This window comes from Saccharothrix stipae (genome assembly GCF_054781895.1).
Map to the genome: position 1 here is coordinate 48,250 of NZ_BAAGTN010000031.1, position 25,218 is coordinate 73,467.

The 25,218-nt window shown below is 71.1% G+C and carries 21 protein-coding genes; 14 read left to right on the forward strand and 7 right to left on the reverse strand.

Annotation, left to right across the window (positions count from 1 at the left end):
- Window positions 1–105: 105 nt before the first annotated feature.
- The 3 genes from ACYVLT_RS38560 to ACYVLT_RS38570 all read right to left on the reverse strand — a co-directional run bounded on the left by ACYVLT_RS38560 (window position 106) and on the right by ACYVLT_RS38570 (window position 1,750).
- The gene (locus tag ACYVLT_RS38560) at window positions 106–483 is read right to left on the reverse strand and encodes a hypothetical protein (protein ID WP_461125103.1); all 378 of its coding nucleotides are present in this window, start codon (window positions 481–483) and stop codon (window positions 106–108) included.
- 57 nt (window positions 484–540) lie between these two features.
- A complete protein-coding gene (locus tag ACYVLT_RS38565; protein WP_360460389.1) occupies window positions 541–1,287 on the reverse strand; it encodes a SigB/SigF/SigG family RNA polymerase sigma factor in 747 nt (248 codons plus the stop codon).
- 79 nt (window positions 1,288–1,366) lie between these two features.
- Complete coding sequence (locus ACYVLT_RS38570) at window positions 1,367–1,750, reverse strand: ATP-binding protein (RefSeq protein ID WP_461125104.1); 384 nt, start codon at window positions 1,748–1,750, stop codon at window positions 1,367–1,369.
- 190 nt (window positions 1,751–1,940) lie between these two features.
- On the opposite strand from ACYVLT_RS38570, the gene ACYVLT_RS38575 reads away from it, so the two are divergent.
- The 7 genes from ACYVLT_RS38575 (at window position 1,941) to ACYVLT_RS38605 (ending at window position 9,579) form a co-directional block, all read left to right on the forward strand.
- Window positions 1,941–2,726, forward strand: coding sequence for an ABC transporter ATP-binding protein (locus tag ACYVLT_RS38575; protein ID WP_461125105.1), 786 nt, complete (start codon window positions 1,941–1,943; stop codon window positions 2,724–2,726).
- Entirely contained in the window at window positions 2,723–3,541 is an 819-nt protein-coding gene (locus tag ACYVLT_RS38580; RefSeq protein ID WP_461125106.1) for an ABC transporter ATP-binding protein, read from the forward strand. Before ACYVLT_RS38575 ends, ACYVLT_RS38580 begins: the two co-directional genes overlap by 4 nt.
- On the forward strand, window positions 3,538–5,391 hold the full coding sequence (locus ACYVLT_RS38585) for an AMP-dependent synthetase/ligase (RefSeq protein ID WP_461125107.1): 1,854 nt from the start codon (window positions 3,538–3,540) through the stop codon (window positions 5,389–5,391). Before ACYVLT_RS38580 ends, ACYVLT_RS38585 begins: the two co-directional genes overlap by 4 nt.
- On the forward strand, window positions 5,388–6,275 hold the full coding sequence (locus ACYVLT_RS38590) for a branched-chain amino acid ABC transporter permease (RefSeq protein ID WP_461125108.1): 888 nt from the start codon (window positions 5,388–5,390) through the stop codon (window positions 6,273–6,275). The genes ACYVLT_RS38585 and ACYVLT_RS38590 overlap by 4 nt, the downstream gene beginning before the upstream one ends.
- The gene (locus ACYVLT_RS38595; RefSeq protein WP_461125109.1) at window positions 6,272–7,372 is read left to right on the forward strand and encodes a branched-chain amino acid ABC transporter permease; all 1,101 of its coding nucleotides are present in this window, start codon (window positions 6,272–6,274) and stop codon (window positions 7,370–7,372) included. Before ACYVLT_RS38590 ends, ACYVLT_RS38595 begins: the two co-directional genes overlap by 4 nt.
- Window positions 7,373–7,385: 13 nt before the next feature.
- The gene (locus ACYVLT_RS38600; protein WP_461125110.1) at window positions 7,386–8,678 is read left to right on the forward strand and encodes an ABC transporter substrate-binding protein; all 1,293 of its coding nucleotides are present in this window, start codon (window positions 7,386–7,388) and stop codon (window positions 8,676–8,678) included.
- A 103-nt stretch (window positions 8,679–8,781) separates the two neighbouring features.
- Window positions 8,782–9,579 carry a caspase, EACC1-associated type gene (locus ACYVLT_RS38605; RefSeq protein ID WP_461125111.1) on the forward strand — a complete coding sequence of 266 codons (798 nt, stop codon included), beginning with the start codon at window positions 8,782–8,784 and terminating at the stop codon, window positions 9,577–9,579.
- Window positions 9,580–9,620: 41 nt separating this feature from the next.
- On the opposite strand, the gene ACYVLT_RS38610 is transcribed toward ACYVLT_RS38605, so the two are convergent.
- Both ACYVLT_RS38610 and ACYVLT_RS38615 read right to left on the reverse strand, forming a co-directional pair.
- Window positions 9,621–10,292 carry an NPCBM/NEW2 domain-containing protein gene (locus tag ACYVLT_RS38610; protein WP_461125112.1) on the reverse strand — a complete coding sequence of 224 codons (672 nt, stop codon included), beginning with the start codon at window positions 10,290–10,292 and terminating at the stop codon, window positions 9,621–9,623.
- Window positions 10,293–10,510: 218 nt separating this feature from the next.
- Complete coding sequence (locus ACYVLT_RS38615) at window positions 10,511–11,134, reverse strand: helix-turn-helix transcriptional regulator (protein WP_461125113.1); 624 nt, start codon at window positions 11,132–11,134, stop codon at window positions 10,511–10,513.
- 175 nt (window positions 11,135–11,309) lie between these two features.
- Between ACYVLT_RS38615 and ACYVLT_RS38620 the strand changes: the two genes are divergently transcribed.
- Entirely contained in the window at window positions 11,310–12,314 is a 1,005-nt protein-coding gene (locus ACYVLT_RS38620; RefSeq protein WP_461125114.1) for a radical SAM protein, read from the forward strand.
- Between the two features lie 64 nt (window positions 12,315–12,378).
- Here ACYVLT_RS38620 and ACYVLT_RS38625 read toward each other — a convergent pair whose 3' ends face one another.
- The gene (locus ACYVLT_RS38625; protein ID WP_461125115.1) at window positions 12,379–13,362 is read right to left on the reverse strand and encodes a PHP domain-containing protein; all 984 of its coding nucleotides are present in this window, start codon (window positions 13,360–13,362) and stop codon (window positions 12,379–12,381) included.
- Window positions 13,363–13,477: 115 nt separating this feature from the next.
- Here ACYVLT_RS38625 and ACYVLT_RS38630 point away from each other — a divergent pair, with 115 nt between their 5' ends.
- The gene (locus tag ACYVLT_RS38630) at window positions 13,478–14,110 is read left to right on the forward strand and encodes a TetR/AcrR family transcriptional regulator (RefSeq protein WP_461125116.1); all 633 of its coding nucleotides are present in this window, start codon (window positions 13,478–13,480) and stop codon (window positions 14,108–14,110) included.
- A 33-nt stretch (window positions 14,111–14,143) separates the two neighbouring features.
- On the opposite strand, the gene ACYVLT_RS38635 is transcribed toward ACYVLT_RS38630, so the two are convergent.
- On the reverse strand, window positions 14,144–15,337 hold the full coding sequence (locus tag ACYVLT_RS38635) for a serine hydrolase domain-containing protein (protein ID WP_461125117.1): 1,194 nt from the start codon (window positions 15,335–15,337) through the stop codon (window positions 14,144–14,146).
- 114 nt (window positions 15,338–15,451) lie between these two features.
- Between ACYVLT_RS38635 and ACYVLT_RS38640 the strand changes: the two genes are divergently transcribed.
- From ACYVLT_RS38640 to ACYVLT_RS38660, 5 genes are all read left to right on the forward strand, one after another.
- A complete protein-coding gene (locus ACYVLT_RS38640) occupies window positions 15,452–18,238 on the forward strand; it encodes a helix-turn-helix transcriptional regulator (RefSeq protein ID WP_461125118.1) in 2,787 nt (928 codons plus the stop codon).
- 305 nt (window positions 18,239–18,543) lie between these two features.
- A complete protein-coding gene (locus tag ACYVLT_RS38645) occupies window positions 18,544–20,646 on the forward strand; it encodes a molybdopterin-dependent oxidoreductase (protein WP_461125119.1) in 2,103 nt (700 codons plus the stop codon).
- Between the two features lie 11 nt (window positions 20,647–20,657).
- Window positions 20,658–22,388 carry an AMP-dependent synthetase/ligase gene (locus tag ACYVLT_RS38650; protein WP_461125120.1) on the forward strand — a complete coding sequence of 577 codons (1,731 nt, stop codon included), beginning with the start codon at window positions 20,658–20,660 and terminating at the stop codon, window positions 22,386–22,388.
- 46 nt (window positions 22,389–22,434) lie between these two features.
- Window positions 22,435–24,477, forward strand: coding sequence for a PhoX family protein (locus ACYVLT_RS38655; RefSeq protein WP_461125121.1), 2,043 nt, complete (start codon window positions 22,435–22,437; stop codon window positions 24,475–24,477).
- Window positions 24,478–24,517: 40 nt separating this feature from the next.
- Window positions 24,518–25,096 carry an ArsR/SmtB family transcription factor gene (locus tag ACYVLT_RS38660; RefSeq protein ID WP_461125122.1) on the forward strand — a complete coding sequence of 193 codons (579 nt, stop codon included), beginning with the start codon at window positions 24,518–24,520 and terminating at the stop codon, window positions 25,094–25,096.
- Window positions 25,097–25,218 lie beyond the last annotated feature (122 nt).

Genomic DNA, 25,218 nt, shown 5'->3' on the forward strand with positions numbered 1-25,218 from the left:
AGCGGTTGCGGCGGTAAGCGGTTGCGGTGGCAAGCGGTTTCGGTAGAATCGGAATCGCGAAGTGCACCCGAAAGTGTGGCGGCGGGGTCAGTCGAGCAGCGGGGGTCAGTTCGAGCGGGCGGTGCGGCGGGCTCGTTGTTCGCACCACGCGCAGCTCTCGGCGACGGCCACGGACGCGAAGCCGATCAGCAGGTGCACCGCGTTCCCCACGATCCCGGCGTCCATCGCCCCGCCCGGCTCGCCCACGCCGAACGCGAACACGACCAGGAACACCACGCCCATCAACGTGCCGACCAACCGGGCCACCCGGGTCCGCAGCGCCGCCGCCCCGATCACCGCACCGGTCACCACGTGCAGCACCGCCAGCGGCGATTCGGCGCGCAAGAAGTCGGCCGCACCCCACACCACGAGCACCCCACCCAACACCAGGGCGGTCCGCTGCGGCCACGCGAGCCTCGCCAGGCTTGTCACCACTGCGACCACCCCTTTCACCCCGCCGGCTGACCAGTGGTCACCGGGCGCACCCGTCGAGTCCGAGCGCTACTCATCATCGAGCAGCGACCGCAACCGGGCCAGCGATCGGCTCAGAAGCCGCGAGACGTGCATCTGCGACACGCCGACCGAGTCCGCGATCTGGCTCTGCGTCATGCCCCGGAAGAACCGCAGCACGACGATCCGCCGCTCCCTCTTGGGTAGCCCGCGCAGCATCGGATCCAACGCGTGTTGCAGCTCGACCACCTCCAGCGCCGGATCGTCGCTGATCAGGCGGTCGGCGTGGTTCAGCTCCTCGCTGATCGACTGCTCGTCCAACGACAGCAGGTGGTACGCCGAGGTCGCGTGCAGCCCCTCGTAGACCTCGTCCACCCCGATGCCGAGGTGCCGGGCCACCTCGCTGGGCGTCGGCGTGCGCCCGGTGTGCCTGGACAGCTCGACCCGCGCGGTGTCGATGGCCACGCACAGCTCCTTCAACCGCCGCGGCACGCGCACCGCCCACCCCTGGTCGCGCAGGTACCGCCGCACCTCGCCGGTGATCGTGGGCACGGCGAACGCCAGGAAGTCGATCCCGCGCGACACGTCGAACCGGTCGACGGCGTTGATCAACCCGACCGCCGCCACCTGGCGCAGGTCTTCGACGGACTCGCCGCGCTCGGCGAACCGGTCGGCGATGTGCCTGGCCATCGGCAGGTGCTCGGTGACCAGCCGGTCCCGCAGCCGCTGGTAGTGCTCGCCGTCCCGCTCGGCCTCCGCCAGCGCGTGGAACAGCGGTTGGTAGTCCACGGCGCTCATGTCCGACACCTCACGCCCGACACCTCCGCCCGCCACACCATCCCCGCCACCTCATGCCGGAAACCTCATGCCCGAAACCTCATGCGCGACACCTCAGCTCGACCCGCAACCGGCCCTCCCCGTCAACCCAGGTGGCCACCGCGTCGGTCACGGAGCTGACAACCCGCCAGTACAACGAGTCATGATCGGGGACGGTGACGGCCGATGACCGGACCTCCGCCTGGAAGCGCACGGAATCACCTTCCCGGGCGAACCGGCACAGCAGGACGGCCGAGGGGTTGAGGGTCCGGGCGATCAACGCGCTGCACGCCTCGTCGACGGCGATGACCAGGTCGATGGCCAGTTCCGGGGTGGATCGGGCGATGGCCCCCGCCACCGCGCGAACCGTTGAAAGGTGGGCCGGCCTCGCCGCCACCCTGAGCTCCACCTCCGAGCCATCCATGTGCGGCGACCGCTCCTTCACACCCTCGTCGTAGTCGCCGGGGGCATACCCGCGCACCCCGCCCGCTACACCAGTCCACACAGGACTGAGCAACAGAATCGTGAAAGCCGAACATGCCGTGGGCTGGTTCATCACGGTTTGCGAACGGTGGTAGGTAACCCTGTGATCGGAGTCATACTGATCGCCTCCCCGACATCCCCGGAGGCGCCTGGTGCTCGAGGCGAACAACCTTGAGGTGGTCTACGACGACGTGATGCTGGTGCTGCGCGGCGTGAGCCTGAGGGTTCCGGAGGGGCGGATCGTCGCCCTGCTCGGCGCGAACGGAGCGGGCAAGACGACGCTGCTGCGAGCGCTTTCCGGTCTGCTCGACGTGCACGACGGGAAGGTCACCCGCGGCCGGATCACCCTGGACGGCGAACCGATCCACCGCTCGTCGCCGACGCGCATCGCGACGCTCGGCGTGAAGCAGGCGCTGGAGGGCAGGCGCATCCTGGCCGAGCTCTCGGTCGAGGAGAACCTGCGCATCGGCGGGCACAGCAGGCCGCGCGGCATCAAGCAGAACCTGGAACGGATGTACGAGTTGTTCCCCAGGCTGCGGGAACGGCGGCGGCAGAGCGCCGGCTACCTGTCCGGCGGCGAGCAGCAGATGCTGTCCATCGGCCGGGCGCTGATGTCCGAGCCGCGCTACCTGCTGCTGGACGAGCCGAGCCTGGGCCTGGCGCCGCTCATGGTGCAGCAGATCCGCGACCTCATCGTGAAGATCAACGAAGCGGGCACGACCGTGCTGCTGGTCGAGCAGAACGCGACCATGGCGCTGTCCATCGCCGATCACGGCTACGTGCTGGAGACCGGCAAGGTCGTGATGGACAAGCCGGCCGCCGCGCTGCTGGCCGACGAGGACGTGCGCGAGTTCTACCTGGGCCTGCGCGGTGAGGCCACCGCGCAGTCGTTCCGCGACGTGAAGCACTACAAGCGGCGGAAGCGGTGGTTGTCGTGAGCCTCCCCGACGAGGTGCCCGAAGCGATGGGCAACGTGCTGGAAGTGCGTGACGTGACGCTGTCGTTCGACGGTGTCACCGCGGTGGACGGCGTGTCCTTCCACGTGGCCGCGGGCGAGCTGTTCGCCATCATCGGCCCCAACGGCGCGGGCAAGACGTCGATCTTCAACGTGCTGTCCGGCGTGTACCGGCCGCAGCGGGGCTCGGTCCGGTTCCGGGGCGAGGAGGTGCTGGGCAGGCGCCCGCACCGGATCGCCGCCATGGGCATCGCCCGGACGTTCCAGAACATCGAGCTGTTCGCCCACCTCACCGTGGTGGAGAACCTGATGTTGGGCCGGCACAACCACATGCGGTACGGGGCGCTGTCCGCGTTCGCGTGGGTCGGCCGGGCCCGGCGCGAGGAGCTGGCCAACCGGGAGGCCGTCGAGGAGGTCGTCGACTTCCTCGAACTGGAGCAGTGGCGCCGGCTGCCGGTGGGCCTGCTGCCGTACGGCGTGCAGAAGCGGGTGGAGCTGGGCCGGGCGTTGGCGATGGAGCCGAAGGTGCTGCTGCTGGACGAGCCGGTCGCGGGCATGAACGTCGAGGAGACCGAGGACATGGCGCGGTTCGTGCTCGACGTCCGCGACGAGCTCGGCATCGCGATGGTCATGGTCGAGCACGACATGGGCCTGGTGATGGATCTCGCGGACCGGGTGATGGTGCTGGACTTCGGCAAGCCGATCCGCACCGGCTCGCCCGCCGAGGTGCAGCAGGACCCGGACGTCGTGCGCGCCTACCTGGGCGAGGCGCACCAGACCGTGGGAGGTGGGGCATGACCACGGCGACCGCCGCGGGGCTCACCACCGTCGCCACCCGCGTCCGGGACCGGGCCCTCAGGACCCCGGACGCGGTGGCGCTGCGGGCCAAGGACTTCGGCATCTGGCGGGAGGTGACCTGGTCGCGGTACTGGGCGCAGGCCGAGCTGGTCGGGCACGCCCTGCTGGCGCTCGGCGTCGACCCCGGCGACCGGGTCGCCATCCACTCGGAGAACCGCCGCGAGTGGCTCTACGCCGACATCGGCGCGGTGGCCGTGCGCGCGATCACCGTCGGCCTGTACCCGACCAACCCGGCCAGTGAGGTCGCCTACCTGCTGTCGCACTCCGGTGCGCGGGTGCTCATCGCCGAGGACCAGGAGCAGGTCGACAAGGCGCTGGCGGTGCTGGACGCCCTGCCCGAGCTGGAACGCATCGTCTACCTGGAGCCGCGCGGCATCCGGCACCGCTACGACAACCCGAAGCTGCTGTCCTGGGACGACTTCCTGGCCCTGGGCGCGGAGCACCGGGACGGCCAACCGGACGCGGTCGCCCGGCGGATGCGCGAGGTCGAACCGGACGACGTGATGACGTTGATCTACACCTCGGGCACCACCGGGCCGCCCAAGGGCGCGATGCTCACCGTGGCCAACGTCGAGTTCGCCATCGACTCCCTGGTCGAGGGCGGCGGGTTCACCGACCCGCCACCGTCGCCCAAGGACATCACGCTGTCCTACCTCCCGCTGTGCCACGTCGCCGAACGCATCTTCACCACCTGGTTCAGCGCGTCGGCCGGGGTGCAGGTGCACTTCGCGGAGTCCATCGAGACCGTGCAGGCGAACCTGCGCGAGGTGCAGCCGACGATCCTGTTCGGCGTGCCCCGCATCTGGGAGAAGGTGTTGGCCGCCATCACGATCAGCGCGTCCAGTGCCACCTGGCTCAAGCGGGCGTCCACCCGGTTCTGGCTGCGCGTGGCCGACGGGCTCGGCGAGCGGCTGGTGCGCAACGGCGGCAGGCACACGGTCGGCACCCGGCTCAAGTACGGCGTGGGCTGGCTGTTCTGCTTCCGCGCGTTGAAGGCCCGGATCGGCATGCGGCACGTCCGGTACGCGTCGTCCGGCGCCGCGCCCATCTCGCCGCAGGTGCTGCGGTTCTTCATGGGCATCGGCGTGCCGATGCACGAGGTGTACGGGATGACCGAGAACAGCGCCGTCGCCACCGGCAACCGGCCCGGCCGGGTGAAGGTCGGCACGGTCGGCGAGCCGCACCCCGGCGTGGAGCTGCGGATCGCCGAGGACGGCGAGATCCAGACCCGGCACGCGGGCGTGTTCGCGGGCTACTGGCGCGACGAGGACGCCACCCGGCGGGCGATGACCCCGGACGGCTGGTTGCGCACCGGTGACGTGGGCGAGTGGGTCGACGGCACGCACGTGCGGATCACCGACCGGATGAAGGACATCATCATCACCGCGGGCGGCAAGAACGTGGCGCCGTCGGAGGTCGAGAACGCGCTGAAGACCTCGCCGTACATCAAGGAAGCGATCGTGCTCGGCGACCAGCGCCCGTACCTGGTGGCGTTGATCGGCATCGAGCAGGACACCGTCGGCCACTGGGCCAGGCAGCGCCGGATCACCTACACCACCTACCGCGACCTGGCGGAGAAGGACGAGGTGCGCGAGTTGGTGCAGGGCATCGTGACGAAGGTCAACGAGCGGTTCGCCACCGTGGAGCAGGTCAAGAAGTTCCGCATGCTGCCCAAGGAGCTCGACCACGAGGACGGCGAGCTGACCGCGACGCAGAAGGTGAAGCGGTCGGCGCTGGCCAAGGTGTTCGGCGAGCTCGTGGAGGACATGTACCTCGGGGGGCGCGGATGACCGAGTTCCTGCAATCGCTGATCCGGGGCCTGGGCTCCGGGTCGATCTACGCGCTGCTGGCGCTGGGCTTCGTCATCATCTACAAGTCGACCAGGGTGATCAGCTTCGCCCAGCCGGCGTTCATGCTGGCGGGCGCGGTGCTGGTCAGCTACCTGGCGGCGGAGGTCGGGTTCTTCGCGGCCGTGCCGATCGCGGCGGTGCTGATCGCGGTGCTGGCGCTGGGCGTGGAGCGGACCGTGCTGCGGCCGATGATCGGCAAGCCGGTGTTCGTGGTCGCGATCATCACCATCGGCGTGGACGTGGTGGTGCGGGTGGTGACCAACGCGTTCATCGGGCTGGACGTGCGCCAGGTCGGCGACCCGTGGGGGTTGTCCACGGTGACGCTGCTCGGCGTCGAGGTGCAGCAGCGGTACCTGGTGATGTTCGGGACGACGGTGGCCGTGGTCGCGGTGCTGTTCGCGTTCTTCCGGTTCTCCCGGGTCGGGTTGGCCATGCGGGCGGTCGCCTACGACCAGGAGGTCGCGCTGGCGCAGGGCATCTCGGTCGGCTCGGTGTTCGCGCTGTCGTGGGCGATCGCCGGTGGGCTGGCCGCGCTGGCGGGCGTGTTCGTGGCCACCGGCGCCGGCGTGGACCAGCAGCTGTGGGTGATCGCCCTGAAGGCGTTGCCGGCGATCATCCTCGGCGGCCTGGACTCGCTGGGCGGCGCGGTCGTCGGCGGGCTCGCGGTCGGGGTCGTGGAGTCGCTGGTCGGCACCTACCAGGGTGGCGTCGCGCCGTGGCTCGGACCGAACTTCGCGCTGGTCGCGCCGTACGTGCTGATGCTGCTGGTGCTGCTGGTGCGGCCCTACGGGCTGTTCGGCAGCAAGGAGGTTGAGCGCTTGTGAAGGGTCGTCCGGAGCTCTACACCTCTTATGCGCAGGACATGGCGTTCCTCAACACGCGGCCCAAGCGGGCGTGGACGGGGGCGTTGGTGGTGGTGGCGCTGCTGGTGCCGTTCGCCATCACCGACGACCTGCTCATGTTGCTGGCCACGGGGTTCGTCGCGGCGATCGGCGCGATCGGATTGAACATCGTGACCGGGTACGCGGGTCAGGTGTCGTTGGGGCACGCGTTCTTCCTGGCCATCGGCGCGTACACCGGCGCGGCGCTGTCCGGTGACCCGGACGGGCGGGTGCTCGGGTTCGGCGTCACGTCGCTGCCGGTGTGGTTGCTGGCGTCCGGGCTGGTGGCGGGGCTCGCGGGGTTGGTCGTGGCGCCGATCGCGGCCCGCCTGCGCGGCCTGTACCTGGCGATCGTGACGTTGGGGCTGGTGTTCCTCGGCGAGCACGTGTTCCGCGAGTGGACGTCGCTGACCGGCGGCCCCGGCGTGGGTCGGCCGGCGGCCGTGCCCGAGCTGTTCGGCGTGCGGCTGGACCGCCCGTCGGAGTTCTTCAGCGGGCCGCAGCAGCTGTACCTGCTGATGTTCGTGCTGCTGGTGATCTTCGCGGTGCTGGCGCGCAACCTGGTGCGGTCGCGGATCGGGCGTGCGTTCGCCGCGGTGCGGGACCGGGACCTCGCGGCGGCGGTGATCGGCGTCGACCTGACCCGGTACAAGGCGCTGGCGTTCGCGGTGTCGTCGTTCTACGCCGGTGTGGCGGGCTCGTTGTTGTTCGTGGTCAACGGGTTCTTCGACCCCGGCTCGTTCGGCCTGCTGCTGTCGGTGCAGTACATCGCCATGGTGCTCATCGGCGGCGCGGGCACCATCTCCGGCGCGATCATGGGCGCGCTGTTCATCACGCTGCTGCCGCGCATCACCCGGGAACTCCCGACGGTGCTGCCGTTCATCAGCGCAGACGCGACCGGTGCGGTCACGGTGTTCCAGGTCGAGGCGGTCCTCTACGGGCTGCTGATCGTGGTGTTCCTCATCGTCGAGCCACGTGGCCTGTTCGGTATCTGGGTGCGCGTCCGCAACTACTGGCGCACTTGGCCTTTCTCGTACTGAAAGGGTGGATGGGATGGCAAGTCACAGAGCGGTGCTCGCGGTGCTCTCCGTGGTGGCGCTGGCAACCGTCGCCTGTCGCGGTGGCGACGGCGCGGCCCCCCAGGAGGGCAAGGGCGGTATCAAGGTCGATTTCGGCGTGACCAGCGAGCCGTGCCCGGACACCGGCCACAGTGACCGGGGCTGCATCTACCTCGGGTCGATCTCGGACCTGACCGAAGGGCCGTTCAAGACGCTCGCGGTGCCGATCACGGAGTCGCAGAAGGCGTTCTGGAAGCGCGTCAACGACCAGGGCGGCGTCGGCGGCTACGACGTGGACGTCACCACGTACGTCAAGGACAACAAGTACAACCCGCAGATCCACAACCAGGTGTACCAGGAGATCAAGGGCAAGGTGCTGGCCCTGGCCCAGACGTTGGGCTCGCCGACGACCGCGGCGATCCTGCCGGACCTGGAGAGCACGCAGATGGTGAGCGTGCCCGCGTCGTGGACGTCGCTGTGGGGCGTGGAGGAGGTCGTGCTGGAGTCCGGCGCGAACTACTGCGTCGAGTCGATGAACTCGGTGGACTACGCGGTGGACGAGCTGGGCGCGAAGAGCGTGATGGCCGTGCACCTGCCGGGTGACTACGGCGACGACGCGGCGGCGGGCGCGAAGATCGCGGCCGAGAAGCGCGGCGTGACGTTCTCCAACGCGGTCACCCAGACGGGCCAGGACAACCAGGGCGGCGCGATCGACGCGGTGCTGGCGAACAAGCCGGACGTGGTCGTGCTGACCACCGGGCCGACCGACGCGGCGGTGATCATCGGCCAGACCGCGGCGCGCGGGTTCAAGGGCAAGTTCATCGGCACCTCGCCGACGTGGAACCAGGGTCTGATGCAGAGCCCGGCGGCGCCCGCCATCAAGGCGCTGTACCTGCAGTCCGCGCCGTGGAAGTCGTGGGCGACGGACTCGCCCGGGCACAAGGCGCTGCGTGAGGCGTTGCCGAGCGTGACCCCGAACGACGGTTACACGGCCGGGTGGGTGTGGTCGTACCCGTTGCGGGCGGCGCTGGCCAAGGCGGCCGAGAACAAGGACCTGACCCGGGCCGGTGTGCTGGCGGCCGTGCGGCAGCTGAAGTCGGTCGACTACGAGGGCATGCTGCCGGAGGGCGCGGGCAACTTCGCCGGCAACCCGAACGACTCGGCGTTCCGGCAGACGTTGATCTACAAGCCGGACGAGCAGGCGGCGACCGGTGTCGGCCTGGTGGAGGACTTCTTCACCGGACCGACGGCGAAGGACTTCAAGTTCGAGAAGCCCTGCTACCAGTAGGTCTCACGGTAGGTCGCGGGGCCGCCCGGCGGTGCTCCACCGTCGGGCGACCCCGCGAGCTGTTCGGAAGGTGGCGGCGGCGAGGATGGTGTTCGATGCCCCCATGTCCACGCCGACCGCCGCCGGGTTACCGGATCCCACCGCATCCCGGGCAGTGCTGATCGCTGCCCACTACCGGGTCCAGCGGGGGCTGCCCAAGGTCGCCGCGGGCGCGCGGGACCTGGCCGCGCTGCTGCGCGACGAGCGGCTGTGGGGACTCCCCGCGCGGAACTGCACGGTGCTGGAGGACCCCGACACCGTCGAGGAGGTCCTCGGCGCGATCAGGTCGGCCGCGCGCGCCGTGGGCGACGCGGGCCGACTGCTGGTCTACTTCGCCGGTCACGGTCACCGGGACGACCAGGGGGTGCTCCACCTGGGGGTGAGGGGTACCGACCCGGACGACCTGCGTTCGTCGGCCCTGCGTTCGTCGGCCCTGCGGGTTGACTCGATCGGGTTACCGATGGCCGCCGCGGACGACATCGTCATCCTCGACTGCTCCTACGCGGCGAGCGCGGGCCGGCTCTCGACCCTCGGCGGCGCGGCGATCCTGGGCGCGACCGGTCACGACCGCCGGCTGGCGACCTACACCGACGGCTCGCCCCAGACGGCCTTCACCGACGCCCTGCTCGAAGTGCTGCGCCTCGGTGTGGTCGGCGGGGGCGGCCTGCTCGACGTCGGGACGATCCACCTCGCGATCCGCGCGAAGCTGGCCAACCGCCCGGTACCGCCGCCGAGCCTGTACGTGCCGGACGATGGCGGTATCCGCCCGGTCGTGCGCAACGTCGCGGGCACCGGACCGGGAGCGGCGTTCACCGGGGTGTTCCGGCGCTTAGCCGAGTCGAGGGCTCCAACACCGCGGTGATCATCGCCGCGGTGGTGTCCCTCGCGTCACCCGCGCGGTGTTCACCCGGGCGGGGCGGGGGTCAGGGCCGGGTCGGCCCAGACGCCCACGCGTTCCGGTCCCGGGCAGCCGCTCAGGTCCGCCGTCGGCGGCTCGACGCCGATGGTCAGCAGGCGTGCGCCGGTGAGGGGGACGTCGACCGGCTGGGGCGTGGTGCCCGCCGGGACCTCGACCACGCGTTGGTCGTCGACCAGCACGTAGAAGTCGAGCTCCTTCGTCTCCAATGAATCGTCCGCGATCGCGACCTGGGCGGTGAAGCGGTCGTATTTTCCGTCCACCGCGAATGTGAGCCGGGCCGACGCGCACCAGGCGCCGGTGGCCGAAATGGATTTGCTGTACGTCACTTCCCGCACTTTCGCGGCGGCGACGGTCCACGGGCTCTCCACGTACGTGTCGTCGATCGAACTGCTGTCGACCGGCGGCAGGTCGGAGAGCCAGGTGGTGCCCGGTCTGGCCGCGGCGATGCTCTCCACCGTCGCGGTGGTGGTCGCTGTGGTGGTCTCCACCTGCGATAACGGGGCCGAGCGCGCGTCGGCCGGAGTGGCCGGGTCGGCGTCGAGCGCACCGCCGATGACGATGCCCAACGCCAGCACCGCCACACCCGCGGCCGACAACCACACCACCGATCGGGTTTTGCGACGCACCCGCGCGGTGGTCAAGTCCTGGTCATCCATGTCGCCGACCCCTTCAGGTCCAAGACGTGAGCCGAACTCGGGGGAATGCCGGGTAATGCCTCGACTGGCGCAGCACGTTAGCACCGGCCGGTCGGGTCCCGGCGGAAAAGCGTCAATCCGAGTAGTTTCACGAGTTGTCCGCACAATTGCGGCGGTGAATCGGGAAGTGTGCGGTCCGGGTCGCCCGGGCGGGGTCGTTCGAGCCGTGCGGCGGTGGGTCAGATCAGGCCCTCGCGCAGCGCGAACGCCACCGCGTGCGCCCGGTTGCGCAGCTGGAACCGGTTGGTCACGTCGTGCAGGATCGACTTGACCGTGCGCTGCGAGTAGCACAGCTTCTCGGCGATCTCGCGGGTCTCGAAGCCGTCCGCGATCAGCCGCAGCACCTCGGTCTCCCGGTCGGACATGCCCGCCATGGTCCAGCCGTTGGGGTTGAGCACGTTGCGCTGCAACCGCGACACCCGGTCCAGCAGCCTGCCGAGCAGGTCCGCCGGCAACGCGCCCTGGCCCGCCGCGGTGGCCTTCACCAGGCGCACCAGCGTGTCGGCCGTCGCGTCGCACCGGCGGATCACCGCGGACACGCCGTTGCTGACCACGTTGAGCAGCTCCGGGTCGGCGATGTCGCCCGCCACCAGCACGATGCCCGCGCCGCCCGGCACCTGGAGCCTGCGCAGCAGCTGCCGCGCGACACCGTCGAGCCGGTCCAGCACGACCAGCGCCACGGGCGCCGGCTCGTCCGGCTCGACCAACCGGATCTCCGGCCGCGACCGCAGCGCCGCGGTGACCCCGGCCCTGGTGATGGAGTCGGTCGCGTGCAGGACGACCGCGATCTGGTGTGCGTTCATCTCGTGCTCCCGCCTCGCCGCCTGTATGGAGAGTCGTCAAGCCGTCACATGCCGTTTCAGCGAGCGGTGAGGTTCCCACGTTGGAGGGAACGAATCCGAAGAGTGGTGACGGATCGACGTATCACGGCGTGCCCTGCGTGCTCCATACGGATAGCGAGCATCACGGGAGGGTGGAATGGGGCAGACGAGTGGGCGGGCGGTCCTGCAAGTCCACCCGACCAGGCTGTGCAACCTGCGCTGCCTGCACTGCTACTCCAGTTCGGGACCGGACGTCGCCGAGTCGATCCCCGTCTCCGTGCTGTCGACCGTGGTGGGTGACGCGGCCGGGCTCGGCTACGACGTGCTGAACGTCTCCGGCGGCGAGCCGTTCCTCTACCCGGAACTGCCTGCTCTCCTGCGTGCCGCCCGCGCGGCGGGGATGCGGACGACCGTGACGACCAACGGGGTGGCGCTGACCCAGCGCCGGATCGGCCTGGTGCGGGGGTTGGTCGACCTGGTGGCGGTGTCGTTGGACGGCGACCGCGCCACGCACGACCGGATCCGGGACCAGGAAGGGTGCTTCGAGAAGGCCCTGGCAGGTATCCGCAGGCTCACCGAGGTGGGGATCCCGGTCGGGGTGATCACCACGTTGACCCAGGGGAATGCCACCCAACTGGGTGAAATCGCGATGGCGGCGGCGCAGTCCGGGGCGCTGCTGCTCCAGGTCCACCCGCTCGAACCCGAAGGCGCGGCGAACCGGTCGATGGCCGGCGAGCGGCCGGACGCGGTCGAGCTGGCCTACGCGGCGGTGGAGCTCGGCCGCATCTCCGAGGAGCACGGTCTCGCCGTGCAGCTCGACGCCGTGCCGCGGACGATGCTGGCGCGCAAACCGGAGGCGTTCATGGCCGTGCCGGTGGACGACGAGCAGCCGCTCGGCCGGTGGCTGACCCCGTTGGTGATCGAGGCCAACGGCGCGGCGGTCCCGGTGTCGTACGGGTTCGACCGCCGCTACGGCCTGGGCAACGTGCAGAACCGGCCGTTGGCGGAACTGGCGCGGTACTGGGACGCGGCGCCGTTCCTCGCCCTGTGCCGGTCCACGTGGCAACGACTGGTCGACGGCCGGACCGGGCCGCTGGTCCCGTGGTACGGGCACCTGGTCCGGGCGTCGAGGACGCACCGGCCCGCCACCGCCGGCCGCTGATCGTCGCGTTGGTGGGCGGGGGCGGTGGCTGACGGTCGCGTTTGGTGGGCGGGGGGCGGCGGGGTCAGCGAGCCAAGAGGTCTGCGGCGTCCAGGGTGTTGATCACCCGGTCGGGGGTGACGCCGCACTCCTCGGCCCGCTCGCACCCGAACGACAGCCAGTCCAGCTGCCCCGGCGCGTGGGCGTCGCTGTCGATCGAGAAGGAGCACCCCAGCTCCACCGCCAACCGCAGCAGCCGCCCCGGCGGGTCGCGGCGCTCCGGCCGTGAGTTGATCTCCACCGCGGTGCCGTGCTCGACGCAAGCCGAGAACACCGCCTCCGCGTCGAACGTCGACTCCGGCCTGCCCTTCCCGACCACCAACCGCCCCGTGCAGTGGCCGAGCACGTCGACGTGCGGGTTGGACACGGCGGCCACCATGCGCCGGGTCATCTCCGGCGCGGGCATCCGCAGCTTCGAGTGCACGCTGGCGACCACCACGTCCAGCCGCTCCAGCAGCTCGGGCCGCTGGTCGAGCGAGCCGTCGTCCAGGATGTCGACCTCGATGCCGGTCAGGATCAGGAACGGCGCCAGCTCGGTGTTCAGCTCCGCGACCACGTCCAGCTGCCTGAGCAGCCGGTCGGCGGACAGCCCGTTGGCCACCGTGAGCCGGGGCGAGTGGTCGGTCAGCACCATCCACGAGTGCCCGAGGTCGCGCGCCGCCTCCGCCATCTCGCGGATCGGGCTGCCGCCGTCGGACCAGTCGGAGTGGGTGTGGCAATCCCCCTTCAGCAACGCCCGCATCGCCTGCCCGCCCACCACCGGCTCGCGGAACCGGCTCAGGTAGGTCGGCTCACGTCCCGCCACGGCGTCGGTGATCACGCCCGCGGTGGCCTTGCCGATGCCGGGCAGGTCGGTCAACGTGCCCGCCGCGACCCGCCGCCCCACCTCGCCGTCCGGCAACGCCGCCACCACCTCCGCGGCCTTGCGGAACGCCCGGACCCGGTAGGTGGGTTCACCGGCGCGCTCCAGTTGGAACGCCACCTGTCGCAATGCCCAGAGGGGATCCACGCCTCCTGTCTACCCCGCCCGGCGCGGTGACGCGCGCCAACCGGAGTTTGCGACTTGGTGGCGGTGCGTGCGGAAGCCTTGCGGCTGCCGGTGCGCTGAACCGAGGATGTGCGCCATGTCCCCACGTGCCGGCACGGTCGGGTCGCGGCGCAGGCCCAGCAAGGGCGACCTGACGTCCCAGGCGATACTGGACACCGCCGAGCGGCTGTTGCAGACGCGCTCCCTGGACGACATCGCGGTCGACGAGCTCGCGTCGGGCGCGGGCATCTCGCGGTCCACCTTCTACTTCCACTTCGCGTCGCGGGAAGCGGTGCTGCACGCGCTGGCCGGCGGCATCCTCGACGCGCTCTACGAGTCGGCGTCGTCCTGGCTGCGGCGCGGCAGCGAGCCGCCCGAGGACTCGATCCGGCGCGCGTTGGGCGCGAGCCTCGCCCTGTGGCGCAAGCACGGCACGGTGCTGCGCGCCGCCGTCCGGGCCCGGGACACCGACCCGCTGATGCGCGAGTTCTGGACCGGTGTCGCGCGCCGCTTCATCGACGCGACCGCCTCGCAGATCGACATCGAGCGGGAGGCGGGTGTCGCACCGGCGGGCCCGGACGCCAAGTCGTTGGCGGCGGTCCTGGTGGCGATGAACGAACAGGCCTTCCTCGCCCGCTCCCGGTCCCGCCGGTCGACGGTCAAGGACCGGGAGCTGGTCGACACCCTGACCTGCGTCTGGCTGCGGTCGGTCTACGGGATTTCGGCGTAGCGGGGTGGCGGCGGCAGGGTTCCGTGGTCGTCCTCAGCGGAACCAGATCCCGCTCGGGGCCTGGCGGTGGCCGAGAGCGCGGTAGGCGGCGTCCACAAGGGACTGACCGCGCGCGTTGACGCCCACGCCCGGCCCCATGCGGTTCATCGCGTAACCGAACGACATCCGTGCGGCGGGGTCGGCGAACCCCAGCGAGCCGCCCATCCCCGAGTGCCCGAACGCGTCCTCCGACATCAGCACGCCGCGCTCGACGGCGGGCAGGTGGAGGTTGCCCACCGCCTTGAGGAACCCCAGCGAGAACCGGGTCGGCCCGAGCAGCATCTCGTCGAACCCGGCCGACACCACCCCGGACATGACCGGGACCTGCGTCTCGTCCACCAGCCGCACCCCGTTGTACTCGCCGCCCAGCGCCAGCGGCCGGTACATCTGAGCCAGGCCACGCGCGTTGCTCATCCCGCCGACCGCCCCGTACTGCGCCGCGTGCGCCTCACGGCTGTTCGACGCGGCGACGTACCCGGCGCTGTTGGCCACCAGCAGCGCCTGCATCGACCCGGGCCGCGTCATCGCGGCCACGTACATGGCGGGCACCGCCTCGCCGCGGTCGGCCGGCACGGTCGGCGCGACCAGCGGCTCCAGGTCCTCCGGCAACGTCAGCCAGAAGTCCAGCCCCAGCGGACCGGACACCTCCTTCTCGAAGAAGTCGGCCAACGGCATCCCGGCCACCCGCCGGACCACCTCGCCGATCAGGTGCCCGAACGTCAACGCGTGGTAGCCGTGCCGCGTGCCGGGCGCCCAGAACGGCTCCTGCCGCGCCAGCAGGCCGGTCATCAGCTCCCAGTCGAACATCCCGCCCGGGGCCAGCGGCTCCCGCACCGCGCTCAACCCGGCCTGGTGCGCCAGCAGGTGCCGCACCAGCGTGTCGGCCTTGCCGTTGGCCCCGAACTCCGGCCAGTACCGGACCACCGGCGCGTCCAGGTCCAGCTCACCGCGCGACGCCAGGACGTGCGCGCACAACGCGGTCGCGCCCTTGGTGCACGACCAGACGTGCGTGATCGTGTCCTCCGTCCACGGCCGCCCGCCGGCGTCACCGCCCCACAGGTCGACGACGGTCTCGCCGTCCACCGTCACGTGCACGCCACCGCCGCGCTCGCCGCGCTCGGTGAAGTTGCGTTCGAACTCGGTGCGGACCTCGGCGAACTCGTCGACGCAGGTGCCCTCGACCGTCATCGGCCCTCCAGGTGCGGCAGTGGTGTGCACGGCCATGCCACCACCGTGAGCCACGCCACGTGAGTAGGGATTCCTCAATCGGTAGGGTGGTGTGCCCAACGAGGGAGGTCGCCCTTGTCGCCTTTCTTCGGCCGGGAAATCGAGCTGACGGCGGTGTTCGACGTGGTCGAGCGCGTGCCCGCGGCCGGGTTGGTGGCCGTCGTGGTGTCGGGCGAGCCGGGTATCGGCAAGAGCAGCCTGCTGGCGGAGGTGTGCCGGCGGCTGCGGGACCGGGGTTGCGCGGTGGCCGCGGCCGAGTCGGACGACGTGAGCAGGCGCATCCCGTACGCGGCGGTGGCGACGGCGTTGCGTTCGTTGGCGGGGGTGGGGGTCAGGTCGGGGGCGGGGGTGGTGCGGGCCGCGTTGGACGCGCTGGATCTCAGTGTGGAAGCGGACGCCACCTGGTTCGGTCGGTCCTGTGAGCTGGTCGCTCGCGTGCTCACCGGCCTCGGTGCCGATCGGCCCGCCGCGCTCGTGCTGGACGACCTGGACCACGTGGACGACGATTCGCTGGCCATGCTGGCCGTGGTGCTGCGCCGGGTCACCGCCGCGCCGCTGGTGCTGATCACGGCTGTGCGCGAGCACCACCGCAACCCCGGCGTCGAGGAACTGCTGGACCGGCTCGAACGGCACGCCGAGGTGGTGCGGGTGCGGCTGGAGCCGTTGAGCGGCGGCGACGTGGCGCGGATCGTGGAGACCGTGCTGGGCACCCCGGTGGACGACGGCCTGGCGCACGAGGTGTGCCGGCGGGCGGACGGCAACCCGTTCTTCGCGGTGGAGATCGCCCGGTCGCTGCGCGAGCTCGACCTGGTCGCGGTCGACGGCGACCGGGCCAGGTTGACCGTGTCACCGTCCGCGATCCGGCTGACCAGGCGGGAGGCGGTGTTGCGGCGGGTCGCGCCGCTGGACCGGGACACCCGGGCGGTCGCCCGCGCGGTGTCGATCTTCCGGCGGGTGCGGCTGGACCAGATCGGGCTGCTGGCCAGGGTGTCGTCACTGCCCGAGGACGTGGTGGTGGACGCGTTCGACGGGCTCCTGCGCGCGCACATCGTGGTGCGGGACGAGGACCGGGGTTACCGGTTCTCGCACGCCTTGGTCGGTGAGGCGTTGTACCAGGAGATCGGGCCGGCGCAACGGCGGCACCTGCACAGCCTCATCAGCGCCCGGCTGCTGGACGACCGGGCGCGCGGGTTGGCCGTGGACGAGATGGAGCTGGCCTGGCACCTGGCGGAGTCCGCGCCGCCCGGCGACCTGCGTGCGGTCCGGGTGATGGCGCAGGCCGCCGCCGCGAACCGCACCACCGCGCCGGAGACGGCGGCGGCGTTGTGCGCGCGGGCGTTGGAGCTGCTACCCGTGACCGCGCCGGAACGGGCCGGGCTGCTCGCCTCGCAGTGCCGGGCGCTGGCGCACGCGTCGCGACCCGCGGCCGCCATCGCACCCGGTCTGGCGGCGCTGGAGGCCCTGCCGCCCGGGGTGGAGCGGTCGCGGTGCGCGGTGGTGGTGCTGAGCAGCTTGTTCCTGGTGGGGAGGTTGGCCGAGGCGTTGCGGCTGGCCGACGCGGAGGTGCGGGCGGGCGATGCGCCGGCCGCGTTGCACGCGCAGCGTGCGCTGTTGTTGGTGTTCAGCGGGCGGCACGAGGAGGCGTTGGAGGCCGCGGACCGGATCGAGGCCATGCCGTTCACGTCCCCGGCGGAGGGTGTGGTGGTGTTCGACCGGCTGGCGGTGATCACGTCGATGCTGTTCCGGCACGACAAGACGGTCGAGTACGCCGACCGGGCGTTGGTTTCGGCGGACGGTCAGCCCGCGTTGGAGTTGCAGGCGTTGGCCGTCGGCGCGTCCACCGGGGCGTTGGCCGGTCTGGTGCACGACGCGTCGTGGCGGCTGGGTCGGGCGGAAGAGCTGCGGGAACGGGCGGGTGGGCACGCCTTCCGCGGCGAGCTGGAGGTGGCCCGGGCGGCGCTGGACTGGTTCGGCGGTGAGTGGGGCGCGTGCCTGGAGCGGGTCGGCCGCGCCGCCGCCGAGCTGGAGTCGCGGCAGGAGCTGATGATGTTGCACGGCCTGCGCGCGATCGAGTTGGAGGTGCGGACGTGGCGGGGCGAGCTGGACGTGGCCGCCCGGTTGGCCGCACTCGACCCGCCGACCAGCCCGAACATGGCCCGCCTGCACGCGCTGGCGATGGCCGGTTACCTGGCGGCGCGCGGTGACGTGGAGGGCGCCCGGACGACGTTGGTCGAGGCCGTGGACGACGACGGGATGACGGCGTACAGCTGCGTGCTGCTGGGGCGCCTGATCGAGTTGGACCTGGCGCACGGTCGGGTGGAAGAGGCTCGGCAGACGGTGAAGCAGCTGCGGGCCGTGTCGGCAGATCGGGTGTCGCCGTGGACGCGGGTGACCGTGCGGCGGGTGATCGGGATGACCGAGCAGGACGCCGGGGTGCTGCGTGAGGCGGTGGTCGAGGCGGAGGCCGGTGGGTTGGTGTTCGAGAAGGCGCGGTCGCAGTTGGCTTTGGGGGTGGTGGAGGGCGCAGTCGGCGCAGTGGAGGGCGCGGTGGTGCCGGAGTTGCTGGATGCGTACGCGGTGTTCCAGCGGTTGGGGGCGCACGGGTTGCGGCGGCAGGCTGGTGGGCGGTTGCGGGAGTTGGGGGCGAAGGTGCCGCGGGCTCGGGCGAAGGCGCCGGGGGTGTTGACGGCGGCGGAGGAGAACGTCGCCCGATTGGTGCAGCAGGGGATGCGCAATCGGGACATCGCGGCGGCGTTGCACTACAGCCCGCGCACGATCGAGGTGTACCTGTCGCGGGTGTACGTCAAGTTGGGGGTGTCGTCGAGGTTGGAGTTGGCGAGGGTGTTGGACGGGCGGGGGTAGGGGGCGGGAGGGGGTAGGGGGCGGGAGTAGGGAGGGGGCGCGCTTAGTTGTCGTGGTCTCCGTACTAGCTGAGGTGGTAGCCGGTGAGGTTGTGTGCTCCCAAGTCCGGCTCGATTTGACATGGGGCCCTTACGGGCACCCCAGGCTGGCCAAAGCCGGGCAGGCACGGCGGGGAAAAGCGTCCCGCCGTGCCTGCCCGGCTTCGTCCAGCCTAAGGCACCCGAACCCATGTCAAATCGAGCCTCGGTGGGTCGGCTGCGGGTCCGTTGGGGGTCGGTCGGGGGCCTCGGGGTGAGGGGTTGGGCGTGGGTATTGCTTATACGACCTGTCCGTTGTGTGAGGCCACCTGTGGGGTGGAGTTGACGATCGAGGGGGACAGGGTCACGGCGGTTCGTGGTGATCGGCGGGATGTGTTCAGTGGTGGGTTCCTCTGTCCGAAGGGGGCCTCGCTCGGTGCGTTGGACGCGGATCCGGATCGGTTGCGGGGGCCGGTGGTGCGGCGGGGTGGGGAGTTCGAGGCGGTGTCGTGGGGTGAGGCGTTCGCGCTGGTGGATGGGCGGTTGAACGCGGTCATCGCGGAGCACGGGCGGGATGCGGTGGGGATGTACCTCGGGAATCCGACGGTGCACTCGTTGGCCGGTGGGTTGTACGCGGGTGGGTTGCGGAAGGCGGTTGGGTCGCGGAACGTGTTCACGGCGGCGACCGTCGACCAGATGCCGAAGCACGTGTCGTGCGGGCTGCTCTTCGGTGGCATGTACTCGATCCCGGTGCCCGACATTGATCGCACGGACTTCCTGCTGCTGCTCGGTGCGGATCCGTTCTCGTCCAACGGCAGTCTGTGGACCGTTCCCGACGCGCCCGGTCGGCTGAAGGCGTTGCGTGCGCGTGGTGGGGCGTTCGTGGTGGTCGATCCGCGGCGCAGTCGCACGGCGGCGGCGGCCGATCGGCACTTGCCGATCGTGCCGGGTACGGATGTGTTCCTGTTGTTGGCCATGGTGAACGAGTTGTTCGCGGCCTCGTTGGTGGATCTTGGAGAACTCGCGCCGCACGTGGCGGGGGTGGCGGAGGTGCGGCGGCTGAGTGAGCCGTTCACGCCTGAGGCGGTGGCGTCGCGGTGTGGCATCGGGGCGGAGGAGATCCGGGACCTGGCGCACCGGTTGGCGTCGGCGTCCCGGGCGGCGGTGTACGGGCGGATCGGGACGACGACGGTGGAGTTCGGCACGGTGGCCAGTTGGTTGGTCGACGTGCTGAACGTGCTGACCGGCAACCTGGACCGGGCCGGGGGTGCGATGTTCCCGTTGCCCGCGCACGGGCGGCGGGGAAGTGGGACCGGGAAGGGGTTCGTCACCGGGCGGTGGCGCAGTCGGGTGCGGGGGTTGCCCGAGGTGGCGGGGGAGTTGCCGGTGGTGACCCTGGCCGAGGAGATCGAGGCCGGGCACGTGCGGGCGTTGGTCACGGTGGCGGGGAACCCGGCGCTGTCCGTGCCCAACTCGGGGCGGTTGGACGCGGCGTTGTCCACTGTGGACTTCATGGTGTCGGTGGATCCCTACTTGAACGAGACCACGCGGCACGCGGACGTGGTGTTGCCGCCACCGCCGCCGAGTCGGCGCGCCCACTACGACCTGGCGTTCCTGTCGTTGTCGGTGCGCAACGTGGCCAAGTACTCGCGTCCCGCCGTGCCGTTGGGGCCCGGCGAGCTGGACGAGGGCGACATCCTGCTGCGGCTGACCGGGATCTTCGCGGGGCTGGGGCCCGATGCGGATCTGGACGCGTTGGTCGGTCTGAGCGGGGACTCGGAGTACACCCGCGAGGAACGGCTGTTGGACGCGCGCCTGCGATCCGGTCCGTACGGGCTGTCGTTGGCCGACCTGCTCGACCGGCCCCACGGGGTGGACCTGGGACCGTTGACGAGCCGCGTCCCGGAGGTCCTGCGCACGCCGTCGGGGCGGATCGAGCTGTGCCCGGAACCGATCGCGGCCGACGTGCCGCGGGTGCTGGAGGCGTTGCACGCGCCGGTGGGCGGTCTGGTGCTGGTCGGTCGGCGGCACCTGCGGTCGAACAACTCGTGGCTGCACAACGTGCCCGCGCTGGTGAAGGGCAAACCGCTGTGCACGTTGCTGGTGAACCCGGCCGACGCGGAGAGGCTCGGGCTGGTGGACGGCGGCCCGGCCCGGGTGACGTCACGGGTCGGCGAGGTCGAGGTGACCGTCGAGGTCAGCGCCGACCTGGCCGCCGGTGTGGTCAGCCTGCCGCACGGCTGGGGCCACGACCGGCCCGGCACCCGCCTCGCCACCGCCACGGCCCACCCCGGCGTCAACGTCAACCTGCTCACCGACGACCTGGCCGTCGACCCGCTCTCCGGCACCGCCGTGCTCAACGGCGTCCCCGTGCACGTCTCAGCTCAGTGAGGAGCACTTCCATGCGCGTCATCGCCGACCTGCCCTTCGCGGCCGCCCGGGCGCACGACGACCGGGTGGCGTGGCGCCACCTGCGGGATGGGCAGTGGCACGACCTGACGTTCACCGAGGTGGCCGAGTGGGTGATGGACCTGGCCTCCGGGCTGGTGCACCTGGGTGTGGAGCCGGGCGACCGGGTGTGCGTGCTGTCCGACACCAGGCCCGAGTGGTCGGCGGTGGAGTTGGCGGTGCTCGCGGCGGGCGGGATCGTGGTGCCGATCTACCCGTCCAGCGCGGCGGAGGAGTGCGCGTGGATCATCGGTGACTCGGGTGCGGTCCTGCTGGTCGCCGAGTCCGCCGCGCAACGGGACAAGGTGGACTCGATCCGGGACCAGGTGCCCGCGTTGCGGGACGTCGTCGTGATCGAGGACGGCGGGTTGGCCGAGTTGCGGTCGCAGGGCCGCACGTCGCCGGTGCCGGGTGAGCTGGACGACCGCCGTGCCGCGATCGACCCCGACGACCCGACCGTGATCATCTACACCTCGGGCACCACGGGCCCGCCCAAGGGCTGCGTGCTGACCAACCGCAACTGGCTGACCATGTGCCGGCTCACCGAGGAGCTGTCCTACATCACGCCGGACGACGTGTCGTACCTGTTCCTGCCGCTGGCGCACGTGTTCGCGCAGATCGTGCACCTGTCGGCGCTGTACATCGGCGCCACGGTCGCGTTCTACGGCGGCGACACCGGCAAGGTGGTGGCCGAGCTGTCGCAGGTACGGCCGACGTTCCTGCCGTCGGTGCCCCGGATCTTCGAGAAGGTCTACACCGCGGCCACGGCCGGCGTGCCGGAGGAGCAGTTGCGGCAGGCGGTCCGGGTCGGGTTGGCGGTGCGGGAACTCCGGGCCGCCGGCCGGCCGGTGCCGGCGGACCTGGCCGCCGCGTTCGAGCGGGTGGACCCGGTGTTCGCCAAGGTGCGGGCGATCTTCGGCGGCCGGCTCCGGCAGGCGTTGTCCGGCGCGGCGCCCATCTCGGTCGAGGTGCTGGAGTTCTTCGCCGCGGCCGGCGTGCCGGTGCTGGAGGGCTACGGCATGAGCGAGTCGACCGGCGTCGGCACAGTGAACACGGTGGCGCGGCACAAGCTGGGGTCGGTCGGCGCGCACGGGATCGCGGGTCTGCGGCTGAAGCTGGCCGAGGACGGCGAGATCCTGATGAGCGGACCGCACGTGTTCGCGGGCTACTGGAACAACCCCGCCGCCACCGCCGAGGTGCTGACCGACGGGTGGCTGCACACGGGCGACCTGGGCGAGGTCGACGACGACGGCTTCGTCACCATCACAGGCCGCAAGAAGGACATCATCATCACCGCGGGCGGGAAGAACATCGCGCCCGCCAACGTCGAGAACCAGCTCCGCCAGTCCCGCTGGATCTCGCACGCGGTGGTGTACGGCGACCTCAAGCCGTACCTGGTCGCGTTGATCACCCTGGACCAGGACGAGGTCGTCCCCTGGGCACGGGCGCAGGGCCTGCCGACGGACCTGCCGACCCTGGCCCGCACGCCCGAGGTGCGGTCGCTGGTCCAGGGCGTGGTGGACGAGGCCAACTCCCACTTCGCGCCCGTCTCGCAGGTCAAGCGCTTCGCCGTGCTGGACCGCGACCTGAGCCAGGACGACGGCGAGCTGACCCCGACGTTGAAGGTCAAGCGCAAGGTGGTGCACTCGACCCACGCCGAGCTGTACGGGGAGCTCTACCGCTGAGCGCCGGGCGTCGTACGGTACTCGGAACCCACCTTCACAGGAGGCGATGACGTTGCCGTCACAACGGATTCACCTGCCGCTGCTCGCCAACCACTCACCCGGCCGGGCCAGGGTCACCTGCACGTACCGCTGCGGTGACGCGTGCTTCCACGAGCCGCCCAACCCGACCGACAACCCCTACCTCGGCGACGTCATCAGCGAGGTGATCAGCCGCCGCACGGTGTTCAAGGCCGGTGCGGTCGTCGCCCTGGCTGCCTCGACCGCCGCGCCGGCGCACGCCGACGCCGCCGGGCCGACCAGGGGCATCGACTTCACCCCGGTCACGCCCAACCAGCTGGACCGGGTGGTCGTGCCCGACGGCTACGAGACGGCCGTGGTGATCCGGTGGGGCGACCCGCTGTTCCCCGACGCGCCGGCGTTCGACTTCGAGCACCAGACCGCCGCCGCGCAGGCCCGACAATTCGGTTACAACTGCGACTTCGCCGCCCTGCTGCCCCGTGACCCGCTTGGGCTGGTGAACCTGCTGGTGACCAACCACGAGTACTCCAGCGAGCAGTTCATGTTCCACCGCTACGACCCGGACAACCCGACCGAGGAGCAGGTCCGGATCGCCTGGGCGGCACACGGGTTGTCGGTCGTCCAGGTCCGGCGCAAGCCGTCGACGGGCAGGTTCGTCCCGGAGTTCTCCCGGCACAACCGCCGCATCACGCTGCACACCCCGTTCCGGCTCACCGGTCCGGCCGCGGGCTCGGCGTACCTCAAGACCTCGGCCGACCCCACCGGCACGCGGGTGCTGGGCACGCTGAACAACTGCGCGGGCGGCGTCACGCCGTGGGGCACGATCCTGTCCGGCGAGGAGAACTTCAACCAGTACTTCGCCAACGCCGACCAGGTGCCCGACGCCGAGGCGCGGACGCGGCTCGCCCGCTACCGCATCACCGGTGGCGCCAGTGAGCGCAAGTGGGAGCGGTTCGACCGGCGGTTCGACCTGGCCCGGGAACCGAACGAGCCCAACCGGTTCGGCTGGGTGGTGGAGCTGGACCCGGACGACCCCGACTCCACGCCGGTCAAGCACACCGCGCTGGGCCGCTTCAAGCACGAGTGCGCCAACGTCCGCCTCGCTCCCGACGGCCGGGTGGTGGCCTACTCGGGCGACGACGAGCGGTTCGAGTACATCTACAAGTTCGTCTCCACCGGCCGGATGCGCAAGGGCGACAGCAAGGCCGCACGCAGGCACAACATGACCCTGCTCGACGACGGCACCCTCTACGTGGGCCGCTTCACCGGCGACAGCCCGCCCGCCGAGATCGACGGCTCCGGCACCCTTCCCTCCGACGGCCGGTTCGACGGCGGCGGCGAGTGGATCCCGCTGGCCGCCGGCGACCGCTCGTTCGTGCCCGGCATGACCGCCGAGGAGGTCTACGTCTTCACCCGCCTGGCCGCCGACCGGGTGGCCGCGACCAAGATGGACCGCCCGGAGGACATCGAGGCCCACCCGCACACCGGTCGGATCTACTGCGCCCTGAGCAACAACGTCGAGCGGGGCCGGGTGGGCAAGGAAGGCGCGACCGAGCCCAACCCGCGGGTGGACAACAAGCACGGCCAGGTGCTGGAGCTCACCGAGCGCCACGGCGACCCGCGGTCGCTGACGTTCGGCTGGAACCTCATGCTCGTCTGCGGTGACCCGAACTCGCCGGACACCTACTTCGCCGGTTTCCCGAAGGACCGGGTGTCGCCGATCTCCAGCCCGGACAACGTGGCGTTCGACCGGCACGGCAACCTGTGGATCTCGACCGATTCCGGCGGCGCCCTCGGCGGCTTGAACGACGGCCTGTACGCGGTCGCCACCGAAGGGCCGGAGCGAGGACGGGTGAAGCTGTTCCTCACCGTGCCGCGCGGCGGGGAGACCTGCGGCCCGGTCATCGGCGAGCGGGTGATCACGGTGTGCGTCCAGCACCCCGGCGAGGTGGACGGCGCGAGCGCGGACGACCCCGCGTCCCACTGGCCGGATGGCGGGACGAGCCAACCGCGCCCGTCCGTCGTGGCGGTGTGGAAGCCGGGTGGGCGGCACCTCGACGAGATCGGCTGAGCTTGTTGCAAAGCCACCTTTGCAAAGGTAGCTTTGCATCATGGTCGAACCGCGCGAGATCACCGACGTGGACGAGTTGCGCGCGCTCGCGCACCCGCTGCGCCAGCGCATCGTGCGGCACCTCGGGCAGCACGGGCCGGCGACGGCCAGCATCCTGGGCCAGGCACTGGGCGAGAGCAGCGGCGCGACCAGCTACCACCTGAGGATGCTGGCCAGGCACGCGTTCGTGGAGGAGGTGCCCGAGCGCGCCCGCGGTCGGGAGCGGTGGTGGCGCACGCCTGCGGTGGACCTGCGCTACCCCCGCGCGCCGGACGACCCCGAGGTGCGGTCCCTCGTGGAGCAGCTCAACCAGCTCAAGCTCGCCGCGGACCAGGAGCTGTTCGCGAGCTACCTGGCCGGGCGGGCGGAGCTGGGCGAGTGGGCGGACGCGCTGCCGTACTCGCGGGGCACGATCCGGGTGACGCTGCCCGAGCTGCACGAGTTCTTCGACGAGTACATGGCGCTGCTCAAGCGCTACCAACGGCCGGCGGCGCGAACGCCCGCCGACGCGCGACCCGTGGCCGTCCGCTTCTTCGGGTTCCCCCTCCCCGGCGCACCGGAGCCGGACGACCAACCCTGACCGCGGAGAAACCCTGGGCCGTCGAGCTGGCACTCGACGGCCCAGGAAGGCGGAAGCCGCAGCACCACGCCGATTCGGCGTGTTCCTCGTACGCACGGACCTCCACTGGAAGGAGAGCACCT